Annotated in this window: 9 protein-coding genes; 3 read left to right on the top strand and 6 right to left on the bottom strand. The window is 34.8% G+C overall.

What is annotated here, in order from left to right; translation table 11 throughout:
* Position 1: 1 nt before the first annotated feature.
* The 4 genes from ACRBBL_RS20070 to ACRBBL_RS20055 form a co-directional block, all read right to left on the bottom strand.
* Entirely contained in the window at positions 2-2014 is a 2013-nt protein-coding gene (locus ACRBBL_RS20070) for a fumarate reductase/succinate dehydrogenase flavoprotein subunit (RefSeq protein WP_431370869.1), read from the bottom strand.
* A gap of 2 nt (positions 2015-2016) precedes the next feature.
* Positions 2017-2712, bottom strand: a complete 696-nt coding sequence (locus tag ACRBBL_RS20065; RefSeq protein WP_431370868.1) for a succinate dehydrogenase cytochrome b subunit — start codon at positions 2710-2712, stop codon at positions 2017-2019.
* A 100-nt stretch (positions 2713-2812) separates the two neighbouring features.
* Complete coding sequence (locus ACRBBL_RS20060) at positions 2813-4045, bottom strand: hypothetical protein (RefSeq protein WP_431370867.1); 1233 nt, start codon at positions 4043-4045, stop codon at positions 2813-2815.
* Between the two features lie 289 nt (positions 4046-4334).
* Complete coding sequence (locus ACRBBL_RS20055; RefSeq protein WP_431370866.1) at positions 4335-5207, bottom strand: hypothetical protein; 873 nt, start codon at positions 5205-5207, stop codon at positions 4335-4337.
* 214 nt (positions 5208-5421) lie between these two features.
* On the opposite strand from ACRBBL_RS20055, the gene ACRBBL_RS20050 reads away from it, so the two are divergent.
* Together ACRBBL_RS20050 and ACRBBL_RS20045 are read left to right on the top strand one after the other, a co-directional pair.
* Positions 5422-6315, top strand: coding sequence for a RimK family alpha-L-glutamate ligase (locus tag ACRBBL_RS20050; protein ID WP_431370885.1), 894 nt, complete (start codon positions 5422-5424; stop codon positions 6313-6315).
* Positions 6293-7258, top strand: coding sequence for a succinylglutamate desuccinylase/aspartoacylase family protein (locus tag ACRBBL_RS20045; RefSeq protein WP_431370865.1), 966 nt, complete (start codon positions 6293-6295; stop codon positions 7256-7258). Before ACRBBL_RS20050 ends, ACRBBL_RS20045 begins: the two co-directional genes overlap by 23 nt.
* Before the next feature lie 837 nt (positions 7259-8095).
* Here ACRBBL_RS20045 and ACRBBL_RS20040 read toward each other — a convergent pair.
* Together ACRBBL_RS20040 and ACRBBL_RS20035 are read right to left on the bottom strand one after the other, a co-directional pair.
* Positions 8096-10066, bottom strand: a complete 1971-nt coding sequence (locus ACRBBL_RS20040) for a serine hydrolase (protein WP_431370864.1) — start codon at positions 10064-10066, stop codon at positions 8096-8098.
* Positions 10067-10141: 75 nt separating this feature from the next.
* Positions 10142-11821, bottom strand: a complete 1680-nt coding sequence (locus tag ACRBBL_RS20035; RefSeq protein ID WP_431370863.1) for a helix-turn-helix domain-containing protein — start codon at positions 11819-11821, stop codon at positions 10142-10144.
* A 334-nt stretch (positions 11822-12155) separates the two neighbouring features.
* Between ACRBBL_RS20035 and ACRBBL_RS20030 the strand changes: the two genes are divergently transcribed.
* Positions 12156-13769 (top strand): tail fiber domain-containing protein, encoded by a 1614-nt coding sequence (locus ACRBBL_RS20030; RefSeq protein ID WP_431370862.1) that lies wholly within the window; start codon positions 12156-12158, stop codon positions 13767-13769.
* Positions 13770-13819 lie beyond the last annotated feature (50 nt).

The raw sequence follows: 13819 nt of genomic DNA, 5'->3' as shown, positions 1-13819 counted from the left end.
CTTATTTGTATGATCTTTGTTTTAATTCTATATCCTTGAACTCTAATTGCTCTTTGTGTAGTACTGCATCACTAGGTTCTCCTTTGTATTCCCAAGCAGACACATACGCAAAATCTTCATCGTTACGTAACGCTTCCCCTTTTTGCTCGCCATCTAATTCTACAGAGTCTTCTCTAAAGTGACCTCCACAAGATTCTTCTCTATTTAAAGCATCTTTTGCAAATAACTCTCCTAACTCAAGGAAATCTGCTACACGACCAGCTTTTGCAAGTTCTTCGTTGTATTCTTCGTTCGTTCCAGGAACTTTAACTTCTTTCCAGAATTGCTCACGAAGTGCTTTTATTTCTGAAATCGCTTCTGTTAATCCTTTTACATTACGAGACATTCCAACTTTATTCCACATGATTTTTCCTAATTTCTTATGGAAATAATCTACAGAATGTGTTCCTTCATTGGTAACAAAGAAATTCAATTTCTCTTTCACTTCTTTTTCAGCTTCAGCAAATTCTTTTGAATCTGTTGAAATTGGTCCTGTACGAATATCGTCAGATAGATAATCACCAATTGTATATGGTAATACGAAATATCCATCAGCCAATCCTTGCATTAAAGCAGACGCTCCTAATCGGTTTGCTCCGTGATCTGAGAAGTTTGCTTCACCAATACAATATAAACCGGGAACGGTTGTCATTAAGTTATAATCTACCCAAACTCCACCCATTGTGTAGTGAACTGCTGGATAAATCATCATTGGTGTATTGTATGGATCTTGATCTACGATCTTCTCATACATTTGGAATAAGTTTCCGTATTTATTTTTTACTACTTCTTGACCTAATTTTTTAACGAGCGCTGCATCGTCTTCATTTAATCCTTTTACATGCGCTTGTTCTTTTCCGTACCTTTGAATTGCAGAAGCAAAGTCTAAAAATACAGCTTCACCAGTTGCATTGACACCGTAACCAGCATCACAACGTTCTTTTGCTGCACGCGAAGCAACATCACGAGGAACTAAGTTTCCAAAGGCTGGATAACGACGTTCTAAGTAATAATCTCTATCTTCTTCAGCTAAGTCTTTAGGTTTTAATGTTCCCGCTTTTATAGCTTCAACATCTTTTTTATGTTTTGGAACCCAAATACGTCCATCATTACGTAAAGACTCAGACATCAATGTTAATTTTGATTGATGATCTCCAGAAACAGGAATACATGTTGGGTGAATTTGTGTGTAACAAGGATTTGCAAAGTATGCACCACGTTTGTGTGCTTTCCAAGCTGCTGTTACATTACTTCCCATCGCATTTGTTGATAAGAAGAATACGTTACCATAACCACCAGTTCCAAGAACTACAGCATGTGCCGAATGACGTTCTACTGCTCCAGTAATTAAGTTACGTGTTATAATTCCACGAGCTTTTCCATCAACCTTTACAACGTCTAACATTTCATGACGGTTGTACATTTTGATTTTACCACGACCAATTTGACGGTTCATGGCAGAATATGCTCCTAATAATAATTGTTGTCCAGTTTGTCCGGCAGCATAAAATGTTCTTGACACCAAAACTCCTCCAAACGAACGGTTGTCTAACAATCCTCCATAATCACGTGCAAAAGGAACTCCTTGTGCTACACATTGATCAATGATGTTTGCAGAAACCTCAGCCAAACGATATACGTTTGCTTCACGCGAACGATAATCGCCTCCTTTTACCGTATCGTAAAATAATCGATATGTTGAATCTCCATCTCCTTGATAGTTTTTTGCTGCGTTGATTCCTCCTTGCGCTGCAATTGAATGCGCACGACGTGGAGAATCTTGAAAACAAAATGCTTTTACATTGTATCCCAACTCAGCTAAAGTAGCTGCAGCAGAACCACCTGCTAATCCAGTACCAACAACGATAATATCAATATTACGTTTGTTTGCTGGGTTTACTAAATCAATATGATTTTTATAATTAGTCCATTTGTCTGCAATTGGACCTTTTGGTATTTTAGAATCTAAAGCCATAATTATGATAATACATGTTTAAGATGATGGTAAACTGCAATAAAAACAAATCCTAAAGGAATTAATATAGCATATGCTTTTCCAAAAGTTTTTAATCCTTTTGTGTATTTATTATTTGCGCCAACCGATTGGAATGCCGAGTTAAAACCGTGTAATAAGTGTAATGCTAAAAAGATAAAAGCAATTACATACAATATAGTTCTTACATGGCTATGAAATTTGTGTTGTAATTCTTCAAAATATCTATAACCACTTTCTGCATTATTTGGATCTATTAAACCAGACATATCACCGTCAATAAATTTGGTGCCAATTTCTGGAAACCAAAAATCATAAAAGTGAAGTCCAATAAAAGCCAATATGGCTAATCCGCTCCAAATCATATTTCGACTCATCCAACTAGAATTGGCAGCGCCGTTATTTTTTGCATAGTTAATTTCCCTAGCATTTCGGTTTTTGAGCTCAAGAATGAAGCCCATTACAAAATGGAAAACAACACCAAAAATCAATATTGGTTGCAAAATGTATTGTACTGCCCAAAAGGTTCCCATAAAGTGTGATGCTTCATTGAAAGTATCAGAACTAAATACAGAAAGAATATTGATTGCAAAATGTTGTAAAAGAAAAAACATTAGGAAGAATGCCGAAAGTGCCATCGCAAACTTTCTTCCAATCGAAGAATTTAAAATTCCGCTCATTATAATAGTGGTTAATTATTTGTTACACAAATATACGGCGCACTAAGAATCTCTACAAGTTTTAGTACTTGTTTTGAAGTTTATTTAGAATGAGTTTTAATTAAAAATTGAATCTCGGATTCACAATCGAATTGTAGATTGATCCAAATGAATAGCTAAAGCCAATTGTAACCCAATAATTGTAGCCAGATTGTAATTGTTGTTGTTGAAGCAGTAGTTCTTCTAACGATACATCGGCAGCAGGAACATTGATTTGATTTCGGGTAATGCTATAATTTCCTCCAACATCAAAATTAAAACCTTTAAACACTCTAATACTAGCACCCAAATAGAAGCCTAAAGAATTAAGCGTTGTATCGTGTAAGTATTGATTGAAAGAGACTTCTCCATTGATATTTCCCCATTCTTGACGCACACTTCCTCCTAACAAAATAGAGTGCTCAAAGATGAGTTCTTTCTCTTTACCAAATACAGATTGCTCTATATAATCGTTAAAAACCAATCCGTTTCTATACGATAGAACAAGCTGTTTTTTGGCAGATTGCTCATAACTAAAAAAGTTATACTCTATAGCAGGTCTAAACCTCCAAAACAATTTATAATTACGATACGTTGAAGTACCAATGTCTCCAAAAAAACCATAAGACCAGTGACTATTTATACTTAAAACATCACTTACGTTTAAAGATTTATTGTTGTTAATTGCTATAATGTCATTACCATCAAAAGTAAAGGTTGATTTGTTCTCACCAAAACTAGCTCTAAATGAAAATTTATTTTTTTCAGTGACTCTTTTTGCCGAAACATTGAAATTTAAGTTACTTGATTTGTTCGTTTCTTGTCCGTTAAAATAACCACGAGCTCCAAGCCTAAATACCCAAAAATTCCAAGCGTCTTTTTCTATAACTTCTGGTTCACTTTCCAAACTAGGAACAGTAACTGTCACATCATTTATAGTTCCATTTTCTATCCAAAACCGAACAAGACCTATTTTTATATGTTTTAAAATTTCACTTCTAACAATATCACTTGTCATATCTGTATTGGTAGAAAATTCTATTTTATAACTGATTTTTTCAAACTTATTTTTTCCAATAAAATCAACTTCATATAAGCGTCCTCCACTTCCGTTTCTCTGTGTAACAAAGAATAAATGAACATCTCCAAGATCTTGATCTCTTACAAATTGAACATTGCTAAGGTTTTGTTTAATATACGCATGATCGCACACATCACAATCGAGAAATATTTTGAGATTATCATCTAACTTGTCTTGTGAAAAAGCAATAGAAGAGATGCACATTATTGTTAGCAATGAAATGGTCTTTAGCATGGTTTTAATTTGTTTAATTACAATTTGATTGATTATTGAATGAAGTAACAGGAGTGATATTAATTTATTGCAACACAAACTATACCATAGAAAATGTATAATTCGAGTTCATTGGTAAAACTAAGTTGACCTTAGATAAATAATGTCAAAAAAATGTAAAAGAAGTGTCAATCATTGCAAAAAAACAGAAAGGCACCTACTATTTGAAGGAGACAAATCAATCAATTACAATGTTTTAATACAGGATGTATTTTTATGTTCTTTATTTTTTGAAGTATTGTATTTGGTATTAATTAGAAACTTCTGGAATCAATCCTCTGAGTCCCATATCTACAAGTTGTTCTCCTATTGAAGGTTCATATTTGCCATCAGCGTTAATTTCTGTCCACTCAAAACTATTATTTACTGAGAACGACAACGTGACTTCTACATCTTGCAATTCCGTTCCTGTAATGGTAAAAGCATTTGCAAATTGTCCAGTAACCACACACGAACCTTGCGGAATAGGTGACGTATTAAATAAAGGGTTTGGAACTGTAGTTGCTCCTGCTGGCGCTTGTCCCTGTGTTGCAAAACCTAATGCTTCAAATGCCCAAAATCCTTGTGCTTTGTTTTCATTAATGTTGAATGTGCTTCCGTTTACATCAAAGTTGGTGATGTAACTGTTATAACCAACAAAACTTGCTAATGTTCCTGTAATGTCATTTCCATTTTGCAATAGATTGATGCTTCCTTCTTGATACGCCAATGAAACGCGTACCCAATTGTAGGTTCCTGAAGCAACTTCACTTAATGGAATTGTTAGAAAAACTTCATCGTTTCCAGCAAATTGTGCTGATTGAAAATCGATAGCCAACTCGCCTCCTTGGGTCGTTTCGGCACCTTTATAGATAATTTCTCCGTTGCCTAAAAGTGTATTCGCGCTTGACGCTAATTCTATATAATTGGCACTCATTCGACTAAAGATTGGCGATTGCGCTGCATTTCCTGCTGGAATAGTTGCTGATTCTCCCAAATTGTTTAAACGTTCTTGTGTTGGATTAAAGGCAAACTTTATGATCAAATTTGCTCCTCCCGGATTTGGCAAACAACAATCTTCATCAGATGCACACGAAGAGAATAATACACAAAAAATTGCAACAACATATCCGAGTTTTTTCATCTGTTTTATTTTTTCACTATTAATTTTAAAGAAATGAATCAAAAGTCATAACGACCAATTACACTATATTATTACAAATTTCGCAAATACAGCAACATAAAAAATGCCTTAATTATACTAAAAACCAATTATTTATTACTTTTTAAGTACTACAGATTTTTAAAGTAAGAAAGTTTACTTATTTTTAAAAAATCTTATCTTGATTCCGCTTGCAATGAATATTTACATTCTATCTATTAGCTCTCGAATTTATTCTACGAATAGATTGTATCATGAGGCTGCCAAAAAAGGACATAATGTGAGAGTGATAGATCATACGAAATGTGCTGTCATTCTTGGCGAAGATTCAAAACCACAAATTTATTTTGGCTCAGAAAATGTTACAAACGGTGCACATGCTATTATTCCTCGAATAGGAACTTCGGTCACACGACATGGTGCTGCTATTGTAAAACAATTTGAGATGAATAATGTGTTTACTACGGCAAAATCCTTAGGTATTATTCGTTCGAGAAATAAGTTGCGTACCATGCAAATTTTAGCTAGAAAACGTATTCCAATTCCAAAAACACTGTTTGCAAAAGATACTTCTAATATTGAAAAGCATATTGAATTGCTTGGTGGCGCTCCTATTATTATTAAACTTCAAGAAGGTACACAAGGACTTGGTGTAATGATTGCCGAAAGTAAGAAATCGGCAAAATCAATTATTGAATCTTTGTATAATATGAATGTGAATATTATTATGCAAGAGTTTATTGAAGAAGCAAACGGACAAGATATTCGCGTGTACATTGTAGGTAATAAGATTGTTGCAGCAATGATGCGTAGTAGCAATGGTGAAGATTTTAGAAGTAATGTACATCGTGGTGGCACAACAGAATCTGTGGCTTTGACTCAATACGAAAAGAAAATTGCAATTCATACCGCTAAAGTATTAGGTTTGCCTGTTTGTGGTGTAGATATTATACGTTCGAAACGTGGCCCATTGGTGATTGAAGCCAATTCTTCTGCAGGTTTGGAAGGTATTGAAACACACACAAGAGTAAATGTTGCTGGTGAGATTATTAAATATGTAGAAAAGAATGCTCGAAAATTCGGAAAATAAAACGATTACTATTCACGGAGAATCCGTAGAACCTGGCGAAGCAAAATGGATTAAGATTCCTATTGATCGTTTGCCTACAGGAACACTAATTGACATTCCAATTTATGTGTTTAATGCTGAAAAGCCTGGGCCGACAATGTTGGTACAAGGTGGTTTGCATGGCGATGAGATTAATGGTGTGGAAATTATTCGCAGAATGCTTTTTGAAGGCTGTTATAAGATTAAAAGCGGCGCCGTGATTGTGTTGCCTTTGTTGAATATTTTTGGGTTTATCCATTTTTCACGACAAGTGCCCGATGGAAAAGATGTGAACCGTAGTTTTCCCGGTGTTAAGAATGGTTCGCTTGCCGCGAGAATTGCCTATCAAGTCACAAATGAAGTGTTGCCACAAGTCGATTTTGGAATTGATTTGCATACTGGTGGCGCACAACGACATAATCATCCGCAAATACGCTACACAGAAAGCATGCCCGATAGTAAAATTTTAGCGCAAGTGTTTAATGCACCTTTTTACTTTGCGACTTCTTTGATTGAACGATCTTTTAGAAAGACAGCTTATGATCGTAAAATACCAATTATTGTATATGAAGGTGGAGAAAGTATGCGTTTTGACGAATATGCAATTCGTGAAGGCATACAAGGTGTGTTGAATGTGATGAAATACGTTGGCATGATTGATAAGATTGATCCAATGTGGATTGAACGTGAAGCCAGCGAGTTTTTAACGAAACGCAAATGGTTACGCGCACCAACGGCTGGAATGTTTGTCCCGCAAGTTATGAACGGAAGCTCTATTAAGAAAGGTGAAGTTCTTGGTTTTGTTACAGATACATTTGCTAGTTATTGCGAAGAAGTGAAAGCGCCGTATGATGGTTTTGTGTTTTGTATTAATAACCAAGCGGTGGTGAATCAGGGTGATGCTTTGTTTCATGTTGGTGTTTAGACTTGCTCCGCCTCTTAGATCGTTAGATTGTTAGATTGTTTCACTCTTAGATTGTTAGAGTTTTAGACGCGCTTCGCTGTTAGAATCTAGATCGCTTTGCTTCAAGATTTTAGACTTGTTTTACTCTTAGATTTTTGGATGTGCTTCACTTCGACTACTCAGCGCAGGTGCTTTTTGCACGTTGGTATTTTTGTCATTCCGTGCTTGACACGGAATCCATTTATTGAAAAACGAATGTCATCTTGAACTTGATTCAAAATCACATAACAGTGAGTGAGATGCTGAATCAAGTTCAGCTTGACGTTTACAAGAACATTTTGTTATTTGTAGATACAGATTGCTTCGTCATGCTTTCTCGCAAAGACGTTTCAAACAACAAACAAAAAAATTCGTGAATTCGTGATTGAGAATAGATTCAAGAAAAACAATGACAAAAATATAAAGAAAGGTGAGATCCCTCTTTTCAGTGGGATTAGTTCAACTTGCAATTTTAGATTCCTGCCTACGCAGGAATGACAAAACTTATAATATAAAAACCACCACACAGAAATCGCTCTCCGTGCAGTGGCAAATTAGCATGAGAATGCTACTACTAAATTGTCAGTTCGAGGATTATTGAGATTAAACATATGTTTAATTGACAATACCTAGCGAAGCTATCAAGAATACTTTGAATCAAATAGCATCTCGACTGCGCTCGATGTGACACGCTTTATAAAGAAATTCAACTTTCTAACAACTCTTGGTTAAGCTAGAAAAAGACTCCGCTCTGCAGCGGAGTTAGTTCAACCTACAATTTTTGAAAGCGTCCTTTGGGCTTTTCAATATTGAGTTTCATTAAAATAAATCTAAATTTGGCCAAGATTTGATAGCTCCAATTCCTTTTTCAACTGCTTTTTTAAGTTCACCTCTGTGTGTAGGATCTCCTTTTTTGTATTTTTTGTCAAAATTTGTCAAGATTACATAGCTTATTCCATTGTCCATTTTCTTTAAGATGGTTCCGGTTCCAGCCATGCTTCCACCATGTGACCAGTTTCCACCACTTACAGACCAACCTTTTGCATAATTTGAAACTGATGACTTTGTTGTCATGGTTTTAATAGTGCTCTTTTTTAGAATGTCTTTTTTAGAACTTTGCCCATCTACACGAACCATGAATTTCATTAAGTCTACTGAAGAACCAATCCAACCACCATGGCTGTCCATTCTAGTCATTTGTAAGTCATACGGTTTTCTATCTGAGTAGTATACCACTTCTTTGTATTCGCGATCTTTTTTAGCATTTTCACCAATAGCCATTTGTGAAATTCCACATTTCTTTAAAATGCTGTTACGCACATAGCTTTCGTAACTTTTCCCTGTTTTCTTTTCAATGATTCTTCCTAATAGATTGTATCCAAAGTTTGAGTATTGATAATATGTTCCTGGCGTGTGTGTTGGATTGCGTCTTCTTAAAACCCAATTAATATGCTGCTTTCTGTTTAGTATTCTCTTTTGAAACATCGGATCACTCCAAGTATCTGTTCCTTCTGGGTCTAAATTATTATCCCAAGTATCACCTCCAGCCGTGTGCTCTAATAGTTGCTGTACCGTAATTGCTTTTTCCCGATTTCCCAAGCTAAGTTTTGCATACGTAGTTCCTAGAATACTATTTTTTCCCAGTACCTTGTCGCTTAACTTGAGTTTACCTTGTTCTACCAATTTCATGATGGCTACACTTGTAATTGGTTTTGAAACACTTGCCAAACGCATTAAACTTGTAGCAGAAGCAATGATTTTATTTTCTTTGTCTCCATAACCATATCCTTTTGCATAGACTAGTTTTCCGTCTTTTACAATTCCAATCGTTACTGCAGGAACTTTAAAATCTTTCATTACTTTTTTGACTTTAGCATCCAATTGGTTGGTATCGCTACTTTTCCAATCTGTTACATTTTTGAAAGCTGCTGCATATCCTGCGCTTTTCCCTGCATCGTGTCCGCTTACAGAAATTGGCACATATCCTTGATAGCGATGATTGTCATATTCTAATTGATAGTTTTTAGGATTCATATTGTGACGTGCTCTGTAACGTCCAGATTTCTTTTCCATGATAACTGCGTAATATGTTTTCTTTCGTACATCGTAACTATCTACTTGTGTTACACGATATCCTTCTTTCCAGTATTTCGTTACTGTTTCTTGGTATTGTTTGCTTGTTAATCCGTGACGCGCTATATATCCTGAAGAACTTCCTTTTTTCCAGATAGCAGCATAATACGCTTTGTTTTTTACGCCATAACCACTAATATGTACCAAACGATATCCATCATTTTTGTTCTTTCTAAATTCGGCAGCATATTGCGTTCCTGTAAGTCCATGTTTTGCTCTTAATCCACTCGTATTTTGTTTGTTCCAAATAGCTGCATACAACACTTTTCTTCCATCATAATAGCCATCAACATGTACGAGTCGATATCCGTTTCTGTTATTTTTTGTCACCTCATCTTGGTATTGTTTTGACGTTAAGTTGTGACGTGCAATTAACCCTGATGTTTTTCCCTTTTCCCATAAGGCAGCAAACTCCACTTTTCCATTTACATAGTAGCCATCAACATACGTAAGTCTGTAACCTGCGTTGTGAAATTTGGTTACTTCCGTTTGATATTGTGTTGAAGAAAGTGCATGTCGTGCTGCATATCCTTTTAGCGTTTTTGTTCCATACGGTTTCGCTTCATTTTTGGCGTTTTCGCCTTTTTCTGTTCCTGCATACGAGAAAGAAAGTAGTAGTAACATTCCCCATAATGCCAATTTGATTTTTGTATTCATCATTTTTATTTTTAAAATTAATAACGATGCAAACCTAGTATTGACAGTCGTTTCAAGTGTCCTGTATTGTTGAAACTAAATGAATTGGGACTCGTATGGGTGTTTTTCCCGAAATACTGTAGGTGACATCCCCGTGTGTTTTTTGAAAGAATTGTAAAAAGCAGATTTTGAATTGAATCCAGCCTCCAATCCAATAGATAATACAGGATATTCTACAAAAGCAGGATGCGATAGTTTTGATTTTATTTCTTTAATTCGATAACTATTGATGAAGTCAGAAAAGTTATGTCCGCTTAATGCATTGATTACTTGTGAAAGATAATTTGCGCTAATATTTATTTCTTTTGAAAGCGTTGCTAATTTTATTTCTGGATCTCTGTATCGCTTTTCTTCTTCCATAAGCGCACAAATTTCTTTGTAATAAGAATTATCATCTGTAATACTAATTCCTTTTTTCTGATGTAATTGAATTAATTTCTTTTCCGTTAGCTTAGCAATGAGTTGGAATAGATAGAGATGATTTTCTGTAAAGAAATTACGTTGTGAATGTTCTGCATCTAGCACACCTTTTAAGGTACCTTCTATATAGATTGGAACTGCCAATTCAGACAATCTCGCTTTATCATCAATGATATAACGTTTATCCTTACTAGCATCTTTGATGAGTTCATAGTTTCCTGTCTGAGCAACGCTTCCTACAATTCCTTTACCTATAGGAATATCTTTAGGTTTGTGAATTTCAAAAGCATCTTGTTTTTTGTCTCCAAAAGCAGCTTCTTGTTGTAGAACCTGTCGTTTATCATCAACTAAATATAATACACAATCTTCTAACTGTAGTTTGGACACACAGTTTTCAAGAATGTCCCAAAGCACTTCTTTTGTTTTGTTTTTATCAAATAGAGACGTTGCAAAATAACTTAGAATGGCAATTACTTGCGATTGATTTTGTCTTAATACTTGCAACGCTTCTGGTTCAAACATCGTCTCTAAACCTGAAAGACTGAATGCCGTTTCTTCTTCATTTTTCTCTTTTTGAATTTTCTGTAAATGCGCACTACTTTTCATATAGAATACATAGTAACATGCTAAATATGCAATCCATAATGGATAATAGTTATGGTTTCCGCTAACATTTGCATTGGTTTTTATGTATAAGAGCGTCATCAACCAAAAAACACTTAATAAAATGAGCGTTCCATATATATTTTTTAACCATTTCGTTTTACGGATTACGGCAAGATAGGACAGTTCGCCTAAGCTATTTTCATAACTTTTGATAATGCGATAGTTCCAAACACCAATTACAAACGAGAATAATAATGCTAGATTTTCATTCCATTCCATACGAATGTTTCCAACGGTTTCTCGTGATAAAATTGAATAATCGACAAAGACATTTATCTTCACGACAGTGTAAATTAAAAAGAATGCCACAAACGGAATGAGTAAGTAGTATTTGTATTTTTTGAAGAGTTTTTCTTTTTGTAGATACGCACAGGTAAATGCGGTAAAAATAACTGGCGCTAGAAATTCGAACGGAAAAAAGAACAGCGTGATAGCTCTGTATTTACTCGAAAGTCTAATGTCAAACGAAATATATTGTAGAATCGCAATCGCCGTAATCATCAAAAACCAAAAGAAATACCGCGAAGTTTTATGCTGTGTTTTTTTTATAAATGTATGATACGCTACTAGAACTAAAAGTCCGATAGCGCCAACAAATATGCTTGTGTTATATAGATTCCAGTTTAACATCTTTAAGTAGGTTTAGTTACTTAAAGATACGCATAATAGCTATTGATCGATTTAATTTTCTTTTGGTTGGTCGTGAATTTTGTGTGAATTGGTACTTTATGGATTTATATGTTTTTTGATAAAGTACATTCTAAAGTTTACGTGGATTTGCTTAAAAAACATAGAAACACCATTACAAAATAAATCTAATTCTTTAAAACATAGATGATTTAGACTACTTTTTTATTAAGAATTAACCCTTATGATTCATAAATCACGAGTACAATTCCTTTTTTCAACATGCTTTTCTATCTAACTTGAAGTCAATCAATTCATCTTAAAAATTATAGTAACCATGAAATTAAAAATTATTCTTTTAGGATTTTCCTTAGTGATGTGCAGTTTCGTTTTTGCACAAGTACCACACGATGTTAATGTTGCCAGTAATGGTAGTGCAGAGCGTGTGGCAAGATTTAAAGTTCAAGACGACGCAAACGACTTTCTTGAAATTACGAACTCTACAAACCATGCCGGAAAATTTATTCCTTCAATTTGGGCGCATCAACAATCGGACAATCGATATGTATTGCGAAACTTTGTGACAACATCATCCGCATTCGATACAGGAAGCATTCCATTAATGATATTTAGAGCCGAGTTAAGAAACGGGCTTAATTTAAATGCACCAAGTGGCGGAACTTTTCCGTGGGGAACAAACGCAAGTAATGTAGTAAACAGACCTGTTTTTGCTTGGGAAAATGGAAATACACAATTAATGACTTTAAGAGCCAATGGAAATTTAGGATTAGGTACTACAACAGCTAGTGCTAGATTACATACCGTTGGAACTGTACGTTTTCAAAACTTACCAAACGCAAGCAATCCTACTTTTATGCTTGGAACCGATTCAAGTGGTAATGTAAGAGAATATAGTGTTCCTAGTGGTGGAGGTTCTGATGTCGATTGGTTAAAAACTACTGGCGGAACACCAACTTCTATAAACGATAATATTTACACTAAAGGACTCGTTGGTATTGGTACTGCAAGTCCAACAGCTCAATTGCACACCACAAGTACAGTACGACATGAAAACCTTCCTTTTACAAGAACGGCTACTTATGTTTTAGGAACTGATGGCAATGGTAATGTACGTCGATTTACTAATAATTTTAACGGTGTTACCTTACAATGCTTATTACCATTTGGACAAACCGCTACAAATCGTTTAACAAAAGTTTTATCAAATGGAAACCTCACCTGTAGCCAAGTGTTTGATAATGGTACAAATGTCGGTATTGGTACAGTTTTACCAACCTATAAATTAAGTGTAAACGGTCCAGTACATTCAATGGCAAATATTTTTATATCTGATAGAAAGTTCAAGAAAAACATCACGGATATAGAGAGTCCTTTGGAAACTGTTCTTCAACTAAATGGAAAAAAGTATGACTGGCGTGTGAATGAGTTTGAAAAATACAATTTCACAGATCGTAAGCAAATTGGTTTTATTGCACAAGAAGTACGAGAAGTACTTCCTGAAATTGTACATGTTGATAAGGATGGCGAACACAGTATGAATTATACAGCTATGATTCCGTTACTTGTAGAAGCAATAAAAGAGCAACAAAATCAGATTATACTACTTGAAAACAAGCTTTCCGATATGGAACAATTATCAAGTACGGATGAAGGTTTACGACTTGGAGATATAACATCGTTTTCTACAAATTATCCAAACCCATTTAGTACGTCTACTACGGTTGATTATTACATCTTAAAAACTGTAAATACGGCTAAAATTATTATTTATGATTCAAGCGGAACAACAATTAATACGTTTAATCTTAAAGATAGAGGTATAAAATCTCAGTTAGTAATTAATAAAAACAGCTTGAAATCTGGTATTTATTTCTACACATTAATTGCCGACAATGTAGTTATTGGAACTAAAAAGATGCTTGTAAAATAAGGGAGATATTTTCACATAATAAAAGCTCTGGTTGAGAAACTGGGGCTTTT

Source organism: Kordia sp., from assembly GCF_050633145.1.
In the GTDB taxonomy this organism is placed as follows: Bacteria; Bacteroidota; Bacteroidia; order Flavobacteriales; family Flavobacteriaceae; genus Kordia.
Note: the sequence above shows the minus strand (reverse complement) of the source record. Positions and strands in the feature narration are given on the sequence as shown.

Coding starts and splice junctions, on each gene's coding strand:
- ACRBBL_RS20070 (WP_431370869.1), bottom strand. CDS start 2,014: ATGGCTTTAGATTCTAAAATACCAAAAGGTCCAATTGCAGACAAATGG.
- ACRBBL_RS20065 (WP_431370868.1), bottom strand. CDS start 2,712: ATGAGCGGAATTTTAAATTCTTCGATTGGAAGAAAGTTTGCGATGGCA.
- ACRBBL_RS20060 (WP_431370867.1), bottom strand. CDS start 4,045: ATGCTAAAGACCATTTCATTGCTAACAATAATGTGCATCTCTTCTATT.
- ACRBBL_RS20055 (WP_431370866.1), bottom strand. CDS start 5,207: ATGAAAAAACTCGGATATGTTGTTGCAATTTTTTGTGTATTATTCTCT.
- ACRBBL_RS20050 (WP_431370885.1), top strand. CDS start 5,422: ATGAATATTTACATTCTATCTATTAGCTCTCGAATTTATTCTACGAAT.
- ACRBBL_RS20045 (WP_431370865.1), top strand. CDS start 6,293: ATGCTCGAAAATTCGGAAAATAAAACGATTACTATTCACGGAGAATCC.
- ACRBBL_RS20040 (WP_431370864.1), bottom strand. CDS start 10,066: ATGAATACAAAAATCAAATTGGCATTATGGGGAATGTTACTACTACTT.
- ACRBBL_RS20035 (WP_431370863.1), bottom strand. CDS start 11,821: ATGTTAAACTGGAATCTATATAACACAAGCATATTTGTTGGCGCTATC.
- ACRBBL_RS20030 (WP_431370862.1), top strand. CDS start 12,156: ATGAAATTAAAAATTATTCTTTTAGGATTTTCCTTAGTGATGTGCAGT.